At 57.2% G+C, this 16,560-nt stretch carries 15 protein-coding genes and 2 pseudogenes; 9 read left to right on the top strand and 8 right to left on the bottom strand.

Annotated elements, in window-relative coordinates:
* Positions 1-14: 14 nt before the first annotated feature.
* The 6 genes from ACIQ47_RS02695 to ACIQ47_RS02670 all read right to left on the bottom strand — a co-directional run bounded on the left by ACIQ47_RS02695 (position 15) and on the right by ACIQ47_RS02670 (position 6,063).
* The gene (locus ACIQ47_RS02695) at positions 15-1,691 is read right to left on the bottom strand and encodes a putative 2-aminoethylphosphonate ABC transporter permease subunit (protein ID WP_396436721.1); all 1,677 of its coding nucleotides are present in this window, start codon (positions 1,689-1,691) and stop codon (positions 15-17) included.
* Positions 1,691-2,785, bottom strand: a complete 1,095-nt coding sequence (locus ACIQ47_RS02690; protein WP_396436720.1) for a putative 2-aminoethylphosphonate ABC transporter ATP-binding protein — start codon at positions 2,783-2,785, stop codon at positions 1,691-1,693. The genes ACIQ47_RS02695 and ACIQ47_RS02690 overlap by 1 nt, the downstream gene beginning before the upstream one ends.
* Positions 2,786-2,882: 97 nt before the next feature.
* On the bottom strand, positions 2,883-3,911 hold the full coding sequence (locus tag ACIQ47_RS02685) for a putative 2-aminoethylphosphonate ABC transporter substrate-binding protein (protein WP_396436719.1): 1,029 nt from the start codon (positions 3,909-3,911) through the stop codon (positions 2,883-2,885).
* Positions 3,912-4,049: 138 nt separating this feature from the next.
* Positions 4,050-4,859 carry a phosphonate ABC transporter, permease protein PhnE gene (gene phnE, locus ACIQ47_RS02680; RefSeq protein ID WP_396436718.1) on the bottom strand — a complete coding sequence of 270 codons (810 nt, stop codon included), beginning with the start codon at positions 4,857-4,859 and terminating at the stop codon, positions 4,050-4,052.
* Positions 4,856-5,677, bottom strand: coding sequence for a phosphonate ABC transporter, permease protein PhnE (gene phnE, locus ACIQ47_RS02675; protein WP_396436717.1), 822 nt, complete (start codon positions 5,675-5,677; stop codon positions 4,856-4,858). The genes phnE (ACIQ47_RS02680) and phnE (ACIQ47_RS02675) overlap by 4 nt, the downstream gene beginning before the upstream one ends.
* Positions 5,674-6,063 carry an ATP-binding cassette domain-containing protein gene (locus ACIQ47_RS02670; RefSeq protein ID WP_396436716.1) on the bottom strand — a complete coding sequence of 130 codons (390 nt, stop codon included), beginning with the start codon at positions 6,061-6,063 and terminating at the stop codon, positions 5,674-5,676. The genes phnE (ACIQ47_RS02675) and ACIQ47_RS02670 overlap by 4 nt, the downstream gene beginning before the upstream one ends.
* On the opposite strand from ACIQ47_RS02670, the pseudogene ACIQ47_RS02665 reads away from it, so the two are divergent.
* Positions 6,050-6,742 (top strand): annotated as a pseudogene (locus tag ACIQ47_RS02665) (integrase core domain-containing protein); the annotation flags it as partial. The gene ACIQ47_RS02670 and the pseudogene ACIQ47_RS02665 overlap by 14 nt on opposite strands.
* Here ACIQ47_RS02665 and phnD read toward each other — a convergent pair.
* Positions 6,721-7,311, bottom strand: a pseudogene (phnD, locus tag ACIQ47_RS02660) (phosphate/phosphite/phosphonate ABC transporter substrate-binding protein); the annotation flags it as partial. The pseudogenes ACIQ47_RS02665 and phnD overlap by 22 nt on opposite strands.
* Before the next feature lie 12 nt (positions 7,312-7,323).
* Positions 7,324-7,491, bottom strand: coding sequence for a hypothetical protein (locus ACIQ47_RS02655; protein ID WP_396436715.1), 168 nt, complete (start codon positions 7,489-7,491; stop codon positions 7,324-7,326).
* Between the two features lie 195 nt (positions 7,492-7,686).
* On the opposite strand from ACIQ47_RS02655, the gene ACIQ47_RS02650 reads away from it, so the two are divergent.
* From ACIQ47_RS02650 to phoB, 8 genes are all read left to right on the top strand, one after another.
* A complete protein-coding gene (locus ACIQ47_RS02650; RefSeq protein WP_396436714.1) occupies positions 7,687-9,717 on the top strand; it encodes a bifunctional metallophosphatase/5'-nucleotidase in 2,031 nt (676 codons plus the stop codon).
* A gap of 259 nt (positions 9,718-9,976) precedes the next feature.
* Positions 9,977-11,158: a PQQ-dependent sugar dehydrogenase gene (locus ACIQ47_RS02645; protein WP_396436713.1), complete on the top strand. Its 1,182-nt coding sequence runs from the start codon at positions 9,977-9,979 to the stop codon at positions 11,156-11,158.
* 217 nt (positions 11,159-11,375) lie between these two features.
* The gene (gene pstS / locus ACIQ47_RS02640) at positions 11,376-12,395 is read left to right on the top strand and encodes a phosphate ABC transporter substrate-binding protein PstS (RefSeq protein WP_396436712.1); all 1,020 of its coding nucleotides are present in this window, start codon (positions 11,376-11,378) and stop codon (positions 12,393-12,395) included.
* A gap of 90 nt (positions 12,396-12,485) precedes the next feature.
* Positions 12,486-13,463: a phosphate ABC transporter permease subunit PstC gene (gene pstC / locus ACIQ47_RS02635; protein WP_396436711.1), complete on the top strand. Its 978-nt coding sequence runs from the start codon at positions 12,486-12,488 to the stop codon at positions 13,461-13,463.
* Positions 13,464-13,470: 7 nt separating this feature from the next.
* On the top strand, positions 13,471-14,325 hold the full coding sequence (gene pstA, locus ACIQ47_RS02630) for a phosphate ABC transporter permease PstA (RefSeq protein ID WP_396436710.1): 855 nt from the start codon (positions 13,471-13,473) through the stop codon (positions 14,323-14,325).
* 54 nt (positions 14,326-14,379) lie between these two features.
* A complete protein-coding gene (pstB, locus tag ACIQ47_RS02625) occupies positions 14,380-15,153 on the top strand; it encodes a phosphate ABC transporter ATP-binding protein PstB (RefSeq protein WP_396436709.1) in 774 nt (257 codons plus the stop codon).
* Positions 15,154-15,166: 13 nt separating this feature from the next.
* Positions 15,167-15,865, top strand: a complete 699-nt coding sequence (gene phoU / locus ACIQ47_RS02620) for a phosphate signaling complex protein PhoU (protein ID WP_396436708.1) — start codon at positions 15,167-15,169, stop codon at positions 15,863-15,865.
* Positions 15,862-16,557, top strand: coding sequence for a phosphate regulon transcriptional regulator PhoB (gene phoB, locus ACIQ47_RS02615; RefSeq protein WP_396436707.1), 696 nt, complete (start codon positions 15,862-15,864; stop codon positions 16,555-16,557). Before phoU ends, phoB begins: the two co-directional genes overlap by 4 nt.
* Positions 16,558-16,560: the final 3 nt, after the last annotated feature.

The raw sequence follows: 16,560 nt of genomic DNA, 5'->3' as shown, positions 1-16,560 counted from the left end.
AACGAAAAATGCAATCAGCGAACACGCCAGGCTTGGGTGGATTTTCTGAACTGACGGGTCAGCAGACTGTGCAGTAACTTCACCGTTGCGGAGGTGGCCACAATGACCACCGCCATAGCTGCTGCGGCTGCCGTGAAACCGGCTTCGTCCATGTGCACGATGGATACGGCGGCCAACTTGGTGTTGGAGCCGTACAAGAAGATCACGGCGGACACGGTGGTCATGGCATTGACGAACAAGTAAATGCTGATGTCGAGCACCGCAGGCAAGCACACAGGTACGGTCACGCGTCGGAACATGCGGCCCACCGAGACTTTGAGCGAGGCTGAAACCGATTCAAATTCACTGTCCAGTTGCTTGAGCGCCGTGATCGCGGTGATGTGGCTCACGGTGTAGAAGTGCGCGACCGAGTTCAACACCAAAATCGTCATGGTGCCGTAAATGAAGCCCAGAGGATGACCTGGTGCATTGAAAAAGAAAATATAGGACAGACCCAACACCAAACCGGGCACTGCCATGGACAGCATGGCCATCAGGTGCGTGGTGTTGCGCACCCAGACAAAGCCGCGTGTTTTTTCCATCACAAATGCGCCTGTGAACACCACCAATGTGCCCACCGCAGCGGTCCATGCGGCCAGACGCAAGGAGTTGAAGTAAGCGCTCCAGCCTTCGCTGTCGAAATTGTCAAACTGGTAGTTGGCCCAAGTCAGGCTCAGGATGTAAGGCCATCGCGTGACCAAAGAAGCCCACACCGCCATGCCCAAAACCACCAGCAGCATGCCAGCCACCAGCGCGCAAAACAACCAAAGTGCCCCATCTCGCGACGCGTGGCGTACCGGCACCAAGGGCACCGAGCGGCCGTTGAGCAAAGCCACTTGGCGGCGCTGTACCCAGCGATCGGCCGCAAAAGCCAACACGGCAGGCAAAAGCAAGACAAATCCGACCACCGCACCCATTGAAAAGTTTTGCTGACCAATGACCTGTTTGAAGATGTCGGTGGCCAAGACATTGAATCGCCCGCCAATGACCTTGGGAATGCCAAAGTCGGTGATGGCCAAAGTGAAAACCACAAAGCCCGCGCTGATCAAGCCGTACTTGCTGCCCGGCAAAGTCACCGTGAGGAAGGTGCGCAAGGGCGAAGCGCCCAAGACCTTGGCCGCTTCATAGTGCCTCGCATCGGCCATGCTCAGGGCCACCACCAAGATCATCAAGGCGTGTGGAAAGCAATAAAAAACCTGCGAGATCACGATGCCCAAGGGGCCGTAAATGGTCCCGCCCATGAGCCAGCTGTTGAGCAAGCCTTGGTTGCCAAACAAGTAAATCAATGAAATGGCAGGCAGCAAAGACGGGGCCAAAATGGGGATCAAGGCCAAAGCCTTGAACACGGTTTTGCCAGGCATGGCGCTGCGCGTCAGGGCGTAGGCGTACACATAGGCCAGGCTAAGGGTGATGAGGGCCACCAAGCCCGATACCCACAAACTGTTCCACAACGAATCGGTCAGTGCGGGGGTCTCAAAGTAGCGCGCGTAATTATCCAGCCCGACCCAAGCACCCTGGGCGTCTTCAAAACTCTTGACCAGCAAGGTGCCCAATGGCAAGACCAAGGTCACCAGCAGCCAAAGACCCATCAGCAACACACCCAAGCGCATCCAGACCCCGTCGCGGTCCAAACGCTTCCAGTGCGCCCACATCAAACCGCTCCTGAGCTGCGACCAAACACCTGCATGCGCTCGGCGGGCAAATCGATGAACAGCGGACGCTGGGTGTTCAAACCCATGCGCAGCGCCTGCGCGCTCGGCACATCGGCCACCAAACTTTGGCCGTTTTGGGGCAATCGCACCCGCACGCGACAAAAGGCACCCAAAAACTCCAGGTCCTGCACTTGGGCTTGGCAGCGGTTGTTGCCTAGCTCATTGGGGCTGGCGTCGTCGTGCAACACGATGTCTTCGGGCCTGAGGGCCAAGGTCACTGTTTCACCCAGAGTCAGGGTAAAGGATTGTTCGCATGACAACTCCAAGCCATGCCAATTGAAACGTCCAGGAGAGACGCATTGCGCTTGCAAGGGGTTGGTCTTGCCCACAAAGTCGGCCACAAAGGCGCTGCGAGGTTGTTGGTAAATTTCTTGGGGTTTGCCCACTTGTTCGATGCCGCCTTGGTTCATCACCACGATGCGGTCGGCCAAACTCAGCGCTTCCTCTTGGTCGTGGGTGACCATGATGGTGGTCACGCCCAAGCGCTGGTGCAACTGGCGAAGTTCTGTGCGCAAGTGCGCGCGCACGCGCGCATCCAGGGCGCTCAGGGGTTCGTCAAGCAACAACAAACCGGGTGAAATGGCCAAAGCGCGGGCCAAGGCCACGCGTTGCTGCATGCCGCCCGACAACTGGGCGGGATACTGACCGTCTGAGGCCGCCAAACCCACCAAGTCCAGCAATTCATCAACACGCGCCTGGCGTTTGTCGCGCGGCCAGGCTTTGCCTTGCAAGCCATAACCCACGTTGTCGCGCACATTCAAGTTAGGAAACAAAGCGTAGGACTGAAACACAATGCCAAAGTCACGCTGTGAGGGTGGCAAACCCGAGATGTCACGGCCCTTTTGAACGATGGTGCCGCGGTCTTGTTGCTCCAGCCCGGCGATGATGCGCAGCAAAGTGGTTTTACCGCAGCCGGAGGGGCCTAAAAAACACACGAATTCACCGGGCTCAATGCTGAGTGTGACATCGCGCAATGCCGCAAAGTGACCAAAATTTTTATGGATGTGCTGTACGGCGAGGTAAGGGACGGTCATGGATTTTTCTCTAACGGACCCAATGAAAGGGGGGCGCTGTATCAGCGCCCCCTGAGTCGGGTGGGTGCAAAAAATTCTTGCACCCTGACATGCCCATTTACTTGGGGGCTGACTTGCTGTCGTAACGCTTGGTCCACTCGGCCAGGATGCGTGCACGCTCTGCGCCCATCTTGGCCAAATCAATTTTGACCATGGCGCTGTCAGCGCTAGGGGGGTAGTTGGGGGGCGCTGGGTTCATGCCGGGGTAACCCACGATGGCGTAGTATTTGCCGTACAACTCGTAAGCGGACTTGGTGATGGCAAAGTCGGCCAGCTTTTGTGCAGCGGCCAAGTTTTTGGTGCCCTTGACAATTGCTGTGGCCTCCATATCCCAAGGCGCGCCTTCTTTGGCCAAGATCACATCAATGGGTGCACCCGCGGTTTTTTCGCGTGCACCTCGCATGTCAACACCAATGCCAACCACGCGCTCGCCTTTGGCCGCTTGCACGCAAGGTGCTGAGCCCGAGTGGGTGTAGACCGCCACGTTTTGGTGCAGCTTGTCCATGAATTCCCAGCCGCCTTTTTCACCCATGATTTGCAGCCAAGCATAAACCGCCTGGTAGCCAGTGCCTGACGATGCAGGGTTGGGCATGACGACCGCATCTTTGTAGATGGGCTTGATCAGGTCTGCCCAAGACTCTGGCTTGGGCATGTTCTTTTTGCCACCTTCGACGGTGTTGTAGCACATGACCGCCAACCATGCGTCCATGCCGGTCCAGGTGGTGGGGTTCTTGGTGCTGCGGAACACAGGCTTGATTTGGTCAACACCTTTGGGGCTGTAAGGCAACAACAAACCCATGGTGTCAAACAAGGCAATGCTGGAAGCGCCCAAACCCCAGATCACATCGGCGCGTGGGTTGTCTTTTTCGGCCAAGATGCGTGCGGTCATGATGCCTGTGGAGTCACGCACCCACGAAATTTCGACATCGGGATGGGCTGTTTCAAAAGCCTTTTTGTAGGGGCCGAGTTGGTCGTTTTCAAGCGCGGTGTAGACCGACAAGACAGTTTTTTGAGCCATGGCAGGCACGGCCAGCATGGCGATCAAAGCGCCAGACAAAACAGTTTTGAACAAAGGGTTCAGTTTCATGGAGACTCCGTAAAAATGCTGTGTATGTTTGTCAAAATTTTTTAATAAAATCGAAGATTCAGTTTTGTTTGACAGCCTGAGCGTATGGCTTGCATGTTGCAGTTTGATGACAGTTGCTGACTCGCTGGGTGAATTAATTCAGATCAATTTTTTGCGCACCAGTGCGGTGATCCATTCGCTGAACACCACCGTGAACAAGATCAAAATCAGCAGCATGGTGACCTTGGGCCAAGCCAAGGTGGCCAGCGCGCCTTCGAGCTTCACACCAATGCCACCCGCACCCACCAAACCCAGAACGGTGGATTCGCGGATGTTGATGTCCCAGCGGAACACGCTGATGCCCGCCAACGTGGGGGCCACTTGCGGCACCACGCCCCACGCCATGGTCTGCGCACTGGATGCCCCAGTCGCTTCAATGGCCCCCACTTGATCGGCATCGATTTCTTCGATGGCCTCGTACAGCAATTTGCCAATGAAACCAATCGAACGCAGGGCGATGGCCAAGATACCTGCCAACACACCCGGCCCCAAAATCGCTACCAACAACAAGGCCCAAATCAGCGAGTTGATGGAGCGCGAGGCCACGATCACAAACAGGGCAACCGGGCGAATGAAGGTGGCGCTGGGCGTGGTATTGCTGGCAGCCAAAAAGGCGATGGGTACGGCCATCACCAAACCCAACAGAGTGCCCAGTGTGGCGATATTGATGGTTTCCCACAAAGGCCACCACAACTCGTGCACCGAAGACCAGGCGGGGGGCATCATGCGTGAGCCAATGTCTTTGAATTGCGCAGGCGCGTCCGACACGAAGGCCCAGATGGTGTCTTGCGTCATGACCTGGAAGGTCCAGGTCACAAAGGCCAACAGCAAGACCCACACCATGAACACCGCCAACTCAGACTTGGGCGAGCGTTTGCGCCACGCTGGGGCTTTCAATGCGCTGCTCATTGGATGTACTTTCTCAGCCGTCCCGAGCTGTATTCGGCGAACATGACGATGACAATGATCACCCACAAAACAGCGGCGGCAGAGTCAAACTCATAGCGGTCCATGGCGGTGTTGAGGGTGGCGCCGATGCCACCGGCCCCCACGATGCCGATCACCGCCGACTCGCGAAAATTGATGTCCAGCCGGTACAAAGACAAACCCAGAAAACGGGGCGTGACTTGCGACAACACCGCAAAGTCCAACACCTGTACATAGCCCGCCCCCGTGGCCCGCAAGGCTTCGAGTTGAGAGGCCTGAATCTCTTCGATGTCTTCGGCCATGAGCTTGGCCATGAAACCAATGGTGGCAAATGTCAAGGTCAAGAAACCCGCGAAGGGACCAAAGCCGAACATGGCCACCAAAAAGATCGCCACGATGATTTCGTTCAAGGTGCGCGATGCGGCAATGAAAGCACGGCACGCCAGATAGATCCAAGTGGGCGCCAAATTGCGCGAAGCGCCGACCGCCACGGGGATCGACAAGAACACACCCAAGGCGGTGGACGTCACCGTCATGGTCAGGCTTTCTTGAAAGCCTAGCGCGATATCCCCCCAACGGCTGGAAAAGTCGGGGTACATGAAGCCTTGCACAAAGGCCCAGCCGCGTTCCAGGCCCAGCACCATGCGGGCCCAATTGACCTCGACCGAACCAATGGCCAGCACCAGGTAAATCAGCGCGCCGATGTAAAGCGCCCAGCGTGTGCGCGCACTGCCAATGAAGGGGGGTGGCCTCCAGGTGCGCATGGGCCGTGCGTCCAGCTGCGGTGTCTCGGCGCTCATGCGGCGGTCAGGGCCAGGTTGTTTTCGGCACGGTCCTGGGTCGCATCGGCCGTGGCTTGCATGCGCTGGGTGATGGCGGTCCAGTCTTCATCGCCATAAATGCGCGTCAGCACTTCACGGTCGACTTGCGAGGCGGGTCCATCAAACACCACGCTGCCTGCACGCAAACCCACTATGCGTGGCAAAAATTCGGTGGCCAACACCACGTCGTGGATGTTGACGATCGCGGCCAGTCCGCGCTCTTGGCACAGCTCCAAAATCAAACGCATGATTTGGCGCGATGTCTTGGGGTCCAGGCTGGCGGTGGGCTCGTCCACCAACAGCAACTTGGGGCTTTGCATCAAAGCGCGGGCAATGCCCACACGTTGGCGTTGCCCGCAAGCCACGCGTTCGGGGCTTGATCGTTGCTTGCGCCGCCACGGCGTTGGCAACCTCAATGCGCTCAAGCCCAAAGAACCGACTGAGCCTCACAAAGCTTTCAAAAGCTATGAGCCGGGGTTTATCCACATCGATGTCAAATACCTGCCCCAGATGCCCGACGAAACCAACAGGCGCTATCTGTTTGTGGCCATCGACCGCGCCACACGCTGGGTGTTTGTGCAGATCAAGAGTCACAAGACGGCCGCCGCCGCACGATCGTTCCTCAACGCCTTGCACAAGGCTTGCCCGATCAAGATGCAGAAAATTCTGACCGATAACGGCAAAGAGTTCACCGACAGGTTGTTTGCCAGCCGTGAGCGCCAGGCCTCGGGCAACCATGAGTTTGACCAACTGTGCCAAGCATTGAACATTGAGCACCGCCTTACTAAGCCACGCACGCCCAGAACCAACGGCATGGTCGAACGCTTTAATGGGCGCATTGCCGATGTACTCAAAATGCATCGATTCACCAGTGGCGAGGATTTGGAGCAAACGCTCATGCGTTACGTGGCCTTGTACAACCATCAATTACCCCAGTCGGCGCTCAAGAGCAAAACCCCGATGAGGGCCATGAAAGACTGGTACGCTTCTCATCCGCATTTGTTTGTAAAACGCCCTTACGATCATCCGGGATGCGACACATAGCCATAACCCGTGGTGGGGAAGGAGGCCGATTTGTAGATCACCTTGGTCTGCTCGGACTTGACCACGCCACGGGCTTCCATGCGAATCTTGACCGAGTTGGCAATCGCGGCTGCAGGGTAATCTTTGTTGGCCACACCCAAAATGGAGTTGTCGTGCTTGCCGCTGAACACTGGCGTGAAGTCCTTGCCTGCTTCCATCTTGAACTGCTGACGCATCAAGGCAGAGGGGGCTTTGTAGCCCGAGTTGGAGGTCTCAGACGTGAAGGCCATGCGTTTGCCTTTGATGTCTTCGATCTTCTCGATGCCGCTGCCGGGGTGGGTGATGAACTCCATCTCGTAACCAAAGCGGTTGTCCTTGGAAGCCATCATGGCAAAGGGCACAAAACCAGCGCAGTTCACCGCAATGGGGTTGGAGCCCGTGTTGAAACCCGAGACGTGCAAGCGACCAGCGCGCATGGCTTCGAGTTGGGCGGCATTGCTTTGCACAGGGAAGAACTGAACGCGTTTGCCCGTGACTTTGGACAGGTGATCCAGGAAGGGAGCCCAGACTGGAGCGTACACGGCAGGGTCTTCAACAGGTGTCTAAGCAAACACCAATGTGGCCGGGTCGATCCATTGCTTGGGGTCGGTTGGGGCGTCTGCCACCATGTCGCCGTTGGCGTCTTTGAAGCGGGAGTCCATGGCCAATGTCGGGCCAGCCAAAGCCAAGCCGAGAAGAGAAGCCAAACCTATTTGGTGTTGAAGTTTCATGTGAGCCCTTTGTGTGAAAGATCAATTCACTTTTGGGATTGACTGTGTCATTTGTATGACATGTCAGGCTTGGGGCTCTTGCCCTGAAAAACAGCCAAAGGCATTTTTTGATGTATTGAAAATTTCACATCAATGTCTTCATATCGACATATGACAGATCTAACTTCAGTCCGTCGTTTCAACCGAGTAATTGTCATGAAAAAACAGTTTTCCAGAAGACTTCTGATGGCCTCTATGGCCTCTATGGCCTCAGTGCTCATGCTCAGCGCCTGCGGCGGCACCAACAGTCCACCGCAAGCAGCGGCCTTCACCTTGCAGTTGCTGCACATCTCCGACGCCGACGGCTCGGACAGCACGGCGCTCAACAGCGTGGCCAACATGTCGGGATTGATCCAGAAGTTTCGCGCCCAGTACCCCCAGCAAACCTTGACTGTGAGCTCGGGTGACAACTACATCCCGGGTCCTCGTTTCAATGCGGCCAACGACAGCAGCCTGAACGCCAGCTTGGGCCGCGCCGAGGTGGGGCGCGCAGACATCGCCTTTTTGAACGCTTTGGGCATTCAGGCCTCGGCCATTGGCAACCATGAATTGGATTTGGGCACCAAACAATTCGCCGACATGATCAAACCGCAGTTGCCTTGGTCTGGCGCTTTGTTTCCCTACTTGGCTTACAACGTGGACTTTGCTGCCGACAGTGAGGTGGCCAGTTTGAAGTTGGCCAACGGCGGCAAAGCGGCCGAACAAGCGGGCAAGTTGACCGGCTGGACCGTGGTGGACGTCGGGGGTCAAAAAATTGGTGTCATTGGTGCAGGTTCGCCCGTGTTTGCCAACATCACATCGCCGGGCAATTTGAAATTCACGCCCGCTTTGACCAGCAGCGAGGTGGATGTGGCCGCGTTGGCCGCCGTGATTCAAAAAGGCGTTGATGAGATCACCGCAGCGGGCATCAACAAAGTGGTGCTGCTGGCGCACATGCAAACATTGGCCATTGAGAAAGATTTGGCCAAACGTTTGAAAAATGTGGACATCATCGTGGCCGGTGGCTCCAACACTTTGCTGGCCGATGCCAACGATGTGCTGCGCACAGGCGACAAATCTGCGGGTGACTACCCTTATCAGACGCAGGACGCAGCAGGTCAGCCCACCGTGGTTGTCAACGTGGACGCCGATTACAAATACCTCGGCCGCTTCATGGCACCTTTTGACGACAAGGGGGTGCTGATCACGCAGCGTTTTGACACTAAGCTTTCGGGTGCCTGGGCCACCAGCGAAACCGACGATTCGGCTGGCGGCGTGACCCCCTCGGGCCTGGTGACCCAAGTGCGTGATGCCATCCAGGCCGTGCTCAAGTCCAAAGATGGCAACGTGTTCGGCAAAACCAGCGAGTTTTTGGAAGGTCGCCGCGCGGCAGTGCGCAACGAAGAGACCAACTTTGGCAACCTGACGGCCGATGCCAACCTTTGGTATGCCCAACGCTTGGACCCCACTGTTCAAATCTCCTTGAAAAATGGCGGTGGCATCCGCTCGGAAATTGGTGAAGTTCAAGCCATGCCCGGAGCCACTTCAGCAGCTGTTTTGACGGCACCCAAAGCCAATCCCGCCGCCAAGCGCCAGGCCGGAGAGATCTCTCAACTGGCCATCGAAACGGCTTTGAAGTTCAACAACAAGCTCTGGGCCTTTGATGTCACGGCGGCGCAACTCAAGTCCTTGTTGGAGCACGGTGTGGCCGTGTTGGGCAGCCAGGGCCGTTTCCCTCAGGTGGGTGGCATGAGCTTCAGTTATGACCCAAGCCGCACAGCGCAAATACTCGATGCCAACTTTGCCGTCACCACAGCGGGTGAGCGCATCCGTTCGCTCAAGGTCGGCAGCGATGTGGTGGTGCAAAACGGGGCCTTGGTGGGCAATGCGCAGCGCACCTTCCGCATGGTGACCTTGAACTTCTTGGCCGAGGGCACCAGCACAGCAGTGGGTGGTGGCGACGGTTACCCATTCCCAGCCACGGCCGATTTTGTGAACCTGGTCAAGCTGGACACCACCATGACCGAAACCACAGCGGGCGGCGCGGCCAGCACCAGCACCGCCACTTTGGGCAGCGAGCAAGATGCCTTCATGAAATACATGAAGAGCCAGTTCGGAGCAACAGCTTTCGGTGTGAAAGACACAACCGCTGCGCAAGACACACGGATTCAAAACCTGAGCCAGCGCTCAGACACGGTGTTGAACTGAAATTACAGGAGATGAACATGAATTTGAACTTAAAAAAAACCAAAATGGAACTTTGAGTTCAGTTCCGAAGTTTTCAACTTCTTGTCGGCGCGCTGTTTCAGCGCGCCGTTTTTTTTACGGTCAAAAATATCACCCTGCCCAGGCGCCAAGCAGTATGAATCACAATCAAAATCCATCGCATGGTGCAAGTGAATCTTGGTTCGATACCGTCGGCTTGCACGCGATCCATTCACTTTTTTGACCAGATGAGGAAAGCAGTATGTGCCAGACGCAAATTTTTCGGTTGATCGCAACCATCTTTTTGGCGGGCTGTGCGGCCGCTGCCCTGGCCTCAACTCAACCCACTGCCGCCCCCACGCAGTCCAAAGACATGGTGAGAAACGCGCCCGCGCCGGTCACTTTTCAGGTGCAAACCTTGGTCAAGGGCTTGAGCCATCCCTGGTCGCTGGCTTGGTTGCCCGGCGGTGACATGCTGATCACGGAGCGCGAAGGGCGCTTGCGCCGCATCAGCCGCGACTTTCAGCTCGACCCTCGCCCGATCGAGGGGCTGCCTGTCGACATCGTGGCCGACGGGCAGGGGGGGTTGTTGGACGTGGCTGTGCACCCCGACCACGCCCGCAATGGCTGGGTTTACCTGGCGTATGCGCAGGCGCCCAAAGACGGTGCACGCGGCGCATCGGCCACGGCCCTGGTCAGGGCGCGCCTGCAGGGGCACCGGCTGGTGGATCTTCAGCCCTTGTTTGCCATGCGGCCCGCATCGCGGAGTGGGCGGCATTTTGGTGGGCGCATCGTGTTTGATCGTCAGGGCCATGTCTTTTTGACCTTGGGCGACCGGGGCGATGATGCGCGCGCCCAAAAACCGCGCGACCATGCCGGGTCGGTCATCCGCCTGCATGACGATGGCCGCGTGCCTGCGAGCAACCCCTTTGTACAGCAAGCTCAGCAAATGCCCGAAGTGTTCAGCCGGGGCAACCGCAACATCCAGGGCGCGGCCATTCACCCGCAAACCGGCGAATTGTGGACGCACGAGCACGGCCCGCAAGGCGGGGACGAGCTCAACATCATCCGCAGCGGGCGCGATTACGGCTGGCCCACCATCACCTATGGCGTGAACTACGTGACGGGAACGCGCATCGGTGTGGGCACGCACCAGACAGGCATGGAGCAGCCCCTGCATATTTGGGTGCCCTCGATTGCGCCCTCGGGCATGGCGTTTTACGAGGGGAATGCTTTCCCGGCTTGGCGCGGCAGCCTGTTTCTGGGGGCTTTGCGGGGGCAAAGCCTGGTGCGATTGGTGCTGGAAGGCGAGAAAGTGGTGGCTGAAGAGCGTTTGCTGACGCAGCAAATCGGGCGCATCCGCGATGTGCGGGTCGGCCCGGACGGTCTGGTTTACCTCTTGAGCGATTCGCCGGATGGCGCTTTGTGGCGTTTGAAACCCTGACAGCGGCTGCGATGCCTTGATGTGGGCGGACCGCAAGGTCTTGGACATGTCTGCACGCACGGTTTTTCTTCGGCTTGTCTTTGCCAATCTGTTCATTTGCCATACAAATCAAGGTTATTTGACACAAACTTGTCACAATCGAGGGCTACATTAAAGCCAGTCAGCAGCAAACAGGTTGTTGGCAAGAATTTTCTTTGACCCTGCTTCAGGAGCTGAAATGCTGAAATTTAAATCCCTCTTGGCCGCTGTAGGCATGACCGTTTTGGCTGCCACTGCAATGGCAGCCGACATCACCGGCGCTGGCGCGACTTTCCCATTCCCTGTGTATGCCAAGTGGGCTGAAGCCTACAAAGCCGCCACTGGCACAGGTATGAATTACCAGTCCATCGGTTCTTCCGGTGGCATTCGCCAAATCCGTGCCAAGACCGTGACTTTCGGTGCCACAGACGCCCCAGTTTCGGGCGCTGACCTGGACAAAGACGGCATGGTTCAGTTCCCTATGATCATTGGCGGCACCGTGCCTGTGATCAACTTGGACGATTTCAAGCCCGGCGAATTGCGCGTGACCGGCCCAGTGATGGCCGAGATGTTCATGGGCAAGATCAGCAGGTGGAACGATGCCAAATTGGCTGCTTTGAACCCCGGCAAAAAACTGCCCAATGAAATCATCACCGTGGTGCACCGCGCTGATGGCTCCGGCACCACCTTCAACTGGACCGACTACCTGACGGCCATCAGCAAAGACTGGGCTGACACCGTGGGCAAAGGCGCTGCGGTCAAGTGGCCTGCTCCCACGTCCGTGGGTGGCAAGGGCAATGAAGGTGTGGCAGCCAACGTGAACCGCATCAAAGGCTCTATTGGTTATGTGGAATACGCCTACGTCAAAAAGAACAACATGAATTTCATGCAAATTCAAAATGCCAATGGCAAATACGTCAGCCCTGACGACCTGACCTTCGCCGCCGCAGCCGCTGGTGCCGACTGGTTCAGCGTGCCAGGCATGGGCGTGTCCATGGTCAATGCCAAAGGCGACAACAGCTGGCCCATCAGCACCGCCTCTTTCATCTTGATGTACAAAGCGCCTGCCGACAAAGCCGCTTCGGCCGAAGCCCTGAAGTTCTTTGACTGGTCCTTCAAGAATGGCAAAAAAATGGCCGCCGATCTGGACTACGTGCCCTTGCCTGACAGCTTGACTGAGCAGATCCGTTCACGCGTCTGGTCACAAATCCAGAAGTAATCCAGACCCTGGTCTGTCATCCGTCGGTTGTTGTTCAGCGACCGACGGATTTCTCGTTTATTTGATGCTCTTTGTTTGATGGGTCAAGACATGCAAACCCCCCTCTCCAGCGCGAACAACAACAGCCATCTGATGGCTGTGGTCAAGCGCCAGCGGCTGCAAGACGTGTTGTTTCACCGCCTGACGCAGTTGTTCTCTCTGTTGGTTCTGTTGGCCTTGGCCGGGATCATCGTGTCCTTGTTCATCAACGCTTGGCCCACGTTTGCCAAGTTCGGTGCGCGTTTCATTTGGTATGTCGAGTGGGACATCATCAACGAAGAATTTGGTGCGGCCATTGCCATTGTGGGCACCATGGCCAGTGCGGGCATTGCCATGCTGGTGGCGGTGCCTTTGGCTTTTGGCATTGCGGTCTTCCTGACCGAGACCTGCCCCGTCTGGTTGCGTCGCCCTTTGGGCACGGCCATTGAATTGCTGGCGGCAGTGCCCTCCATCATTTACGGCATGTTTGGCCTGTTTGTGTTTGCGCCCTTGTTCGCTGATTACATCCAGGTGCCGCTGCGCGAGGTGTTGAGTGGTATGCCCTTGATTGGGTTCTTGTTCGGTGGTGCCCCGAACGGCATGGGTATTTTGGCGGCCGGCATTGTGCTGGCCTTCATGGTCTTGCCTTTTGTGGCCGCGGTGATGCGCGATGTGTTCGAAATCACGCCGCCCATCTTGCGTGAATCGGCCTATGGCCTGGGCTGCACCACTTGGGAAGTGGTGCGCAAGATCGTGCTGCCTTACACCCAAAAAGGGGTCATTGGCGGCATCATGTTGGGCTTGGGTCGTGCGCTTGGCGAGACCATGGCCGTGACCTTTGTGATTGGCAACGCCAACCGGATGCCCACCTCGCTGTTCTCGCCAGGCACATCCATCGCTTCGACCTTGGCCAACGAATTCGGTGAAGCTGCCGACTTCCACATGTCGTCCTTGTTTGCGTTGGGATTTTTGTTGTTTGTGATCACGTTTGTGGTGCTTGCCTTGGCCAAAATCTTGATCAATCGGGCTGAAAAAGCCAAGGGGTTCTGACATGGCGATGAACATGAATCACGCGCTGTACCGCCGCCGTCGCTTGTCCAATGCCTGGGGTATGGTCACCTCGATGCTGGCCATGGCTTTGGGTTTGGCCGTGTTGCTGTGGATTTTGGTGGTCTTGTTTACCAACGGTTTCGCGGCACTGGACTGGAACATTTTGACCAAAGACACGCCTGCGCCAGGCACCGAGGGCGGGGGCTTGCGCAATGCCATCGTGGGCAGTTTGATGATGGTCGGCTTGTCGGTGTTGGTCGCCACACCTGTGGGTATTTTGGCGGGCATTTACCTCACCGAATACGGCGATCAAAGCAAAACGGCCGAGCTCACCCGTTTCGTGACCGACATCATGTTGTCGGCGCCCTCGATCGTGATCGGTTTGTTTGTGTATGCCATCGCCGTGGCCACCTTGGGCGGGTTTTCTGGTTACGCAGGCAGCATGGCGCTGACGCTGATTGCTGTGCCTGTGGTCATGCGAACCACTGAAAACATGCTCCGCCTGGTGCCAGGCAGCTTGCGTGAGGCGGCGTTTGCTCTGGGTGCGCCGCGTTGGAAAGTGTCTTTGTCGGTGACGTTGCGCGCTGCCAAAAGCGGTGTGATCACCGGTGTTTTGCTGGCCATTGCCCGCATCAGCGGTGAGACAGCGCCCTTGCTGTTCACGGCCTTGAGCAACCAGTTCTACAGCGATGACATGAGCAAGCCCATGGCCAATTTGCCGGTCGTGATTTTCCAGTTTGCCATGAGCCCTTACGACAACTGGATTCGCCTGGCTTGGGGTGGGGCTCTCTTGATCACCTTGACGGTTCTGGTTTTGAATATTTTGGCCCGCGTGTTTTTCAGGGACAAACAGTCGGCCTGAGGCTGACGGTTCCGAATACCACTGCTTTTTCTCTTTGCATTTACAGGAATTCTCATGCCTGACAAGACACCGACCCAAAACGCCCTTGAAGTGCGTAACCTGGACTTTTACTACGGCAAATTCAAAGGCCTGAAAAACGTCAACCTGGACATCGCCGAGCACCGCGTAACGGCCTTCATTGGTCCATCCGGATGCGGCAAATCCACCTTGCTGCGCACGCTCAACCGCATGTACAGCCTGTACCCCGGCCAGCGTGCGGAGGGCCAGATCAACTTTTACGGTCAGAACATCCTGGACAAAGGCCAAGACCTGAACTTGCTGCGTGCCCAAATCGGCATGGTGTTCCAAAAGCCCACCCCGTTTCCCATGTCGATTTACGACAACATCGCTTTTGGCGTGCGTTTGTACGAAAACCTCAGCCGTTCGGACATGGATGAGCGCGTCGAGTCGGCCCTGACCAAGGCCGCCATCTGGAACGAAGTCAAAGACAAACTGGGCCAAAGCGGCCTGTCGCTCTCGGGCGGTCAGCAACAGCGCCTGTGCATTGCCCGCACCGTGGCCGTGAAGCCCAAGGTCATTTTGCTGGACGAGCCCACCTCGGCCCTGGACCCGATTTCGACCGCGAAGGTCGAAGAGTTGGTGAGCGAGTTGAAAAAAGAATACACCGTGGCCATCGTGACGCATAACATGCAGCAAGCTGCGCGTGTGTCCGATTTCACGGCTTACATGTATTTGGGCGAACTGGTGGAGTTTGGTCAGACCGAACAAATCTTCATGAAGCCCGCCAAGCAGGAAACCGAAGATTACATCACCGGCCGTTTCGGCTGAACAGGAGCGCACCATGGACAAGCACATTTCAAGTCAATTCGATGCCGAACTCACCGGCGTTTCTTCCCGCGTTCTGGAGCTGGGTGGTCTGGTTGAATCGCAAACTCGCCACGCGGTGTACGCGCTGGCCCAGTTCAGCTCCGAAGTGGCTGAACAAGTGGTGGCCACAGAAAGACAGGTCAACGCGCTGGAAGTGGAGATTGATGCTGAATTGGCATCGATCATTGCGCGCCGTCAGCCCACGGCGCGCGATCTTCGCTTGCTGATGGCCATCTCCAAAATCACCGGTAACTTGGAGCGTGCAGGCGATGAGGCCGAGCGCATCGCGCGCATGGTCAAGCAGATCCTGGAGCAGGGCAGTCCGCGCAATTTGCCATCGTCTGAGTTGCGGGTGGCGGCCGATCTGGCGACCGCCTTGTTGCGCAAAGCACTCGATGCCTTTGCCCGCCTGGATGTGAAAACCGCGCTGGTCATTTTGAAAGAAGACGACTTGATCGACGCCGAGTTCAACGGTTTTGTGCGCAAATTGATCACTTACATGATGGAAGATCCACGCACGATATCGGCCAGCCTGGACCTGTTGTTTGTGGCCAAGGCCATTGAGCGCATTGGCGACCATGCCAAGAACATCGCCGAGTTCGTCATCTACGTGGTCAAGGGTGCCGATGTGCGTCACACCGCGTTGACCGACATCGAAAAAGCCGTTCTATGAGAACCATCCCACGCATTCTGATTGTCGAGGACGAGCCTGCCATCGCCGAACTGATTGCGGTGAATTTGCGGCACAACGGCTTTCAGCCGGTGTGGGCCATCGACGCCGAAACCGCCCAGCGCGAGCTCGATGAGATCTTGCCCGACGTGCTCTTGCTGGACTGGATGCTGCCGGGCGAGAGTGGTTTGACCTTGGCGCGCAAATGGCGTGCTTCGGCACGCACCAAGGCCGTGCCCATCTTGATGCTGACCGCGCGGGGAGATGAGGCTGACCGGGTGGCGGGGCTGGATGCGGGCGCTGACGATTACATTGTCAAACCGTTTTCGCCGCGTGAGCTGCTGGCCCGCATCCGCGCGGTGTTGCGCCGCCGTGTGCCCGAGGCTTCAGGGGGTGTCGTCAAAATGGGCGACTTGCAACTCGATGCCGACACGCACCGCGTCAATTTGGCCGACAAACCCCTGAAGGTGGGGCCCACCGAATTCAAGCTGTTGCACTACCTGATGCGCCACCCCGAGCGGGTGCACAGCCGGGGGGGCTTGCTCGACAAAGTGTGGGGCGACCATGTCTACATCGAAGAACGCACGGTGGATGTGCACGTCAAACGCCTGCGCGAGTCGCTGGGCGAGGCGGGCCACATGATCGAGACCGTGCGCGGTGCAGGTTATCGTTTCACCTCTAATCCCACCGTTTGAAAC

Source organism: Limnohabitans sp. (assembly GCF_044373035.1).
In the GTDB taxonomy this organism is placed as follows: Bacteria; Pseudomonadota; Gammaproteobacteria; order Burkholderiales; family Burkholderiaceae_C; genus Limnohabitans_A.
This window is presented reverse-complemented; position numbering and strand designations above follow the sequence as displayed.

Bases quoted from the DNA above. Each gene is read 5' to 3' on its own strand.
- phnE (WP_396436718.1), bottom strand. From the start codon at position 4,859: ATGAGCAGCGCATTGAAAGCCCCAGCGTGGCGCAAACGCTCGCCCAAG.
- pstB (WP_396436709.1), top strand. From the start codon at position 14,380: ATGCCTGACAAGACACCGACCCAAAACGCCCTTGAAGTGCGTAACCTG.
- ACIQ47_RS02655 (WP_396436715.1), bottom strand. From the start codon at position 7,491: ATGAAACTTCAACACCAAATAGGTTTGGCTTCTCTTCTCGGCTTGGCT.
- phoU (WP_396436708.1), top strand. From the start codon at position 15,167: ATGGACAAGCACATTTCAAGTCAATTCGATGCCGAACTCACCGGCGTT.
- pstA (WP_396436710.1), top strand. From the start codon at position 13,471: ATGAACATGAATCACGCGCTGTACCGCCGCCGTCGCTTGTCCAATGCC.
- ACIQ47_RS02690 (WP_396436720.1), bottom strand. From the start codon at position 2,785: ATGACCGTCCCTTACCTCGCCGTACAGCACATCCATAAAAATTTTGGT.
- pstS (WP_396436712.1), top strand. From the start codon at position 11,376: ATGCTGAAATTTAAATCCCTCTTGGCCGCTGTAGGCATGACCGTTTTG.
- phnE (WP_396436717.1), bottom strand. From the start codon at position 5,677: ATGAGCGCCGAGACACCGCAGCTGGACGCACGGCCCATGCGCACCTGG.
- ACIQ47_RS02645 (WP_396436713.1), top strand. From the start codon at position 9,977: ATGTGCCAGACGCAAATTTTTCGGTTGATCGCAACCATCTTTTTGGCG.
- ACIQ47_RS02695 (WP_396436721.1), bottom strand. From the start codon at position 1,691: ATGTGGGCGCACTGGAAGCGTTTGGACCGCGACGGGGTCTGGATGCGC.
- ACIQ47_RS02650 (WP_396436714.1), top strand. From the start codon at position 7,687: ATGAAAAAACAGTTTTCCAGAAGACTTCTGATGGCCTCTATGGCCTCT.
- ACIQ47_RS02685 (WP_396436719.1), bottom strand. From the start codon at position 3,911: ATGAAACTGAACCCTTTGTTCAAAACTGTTTTGTCTGGCGCTTTGATC.
- phoB (WP_396436707.1), top strand. From the start codon at position 15,862: ATGAGAACCATCCCACGCATTCTGATTGTCGAGGACGAGCCTGCCATC.
- pstC (WP_396436711.1), top strand. From the start codon at position 12,486: ATGCAAACCCCCCTCTCCAGCGCGAACAACAACAGCCATCTGATGGCT.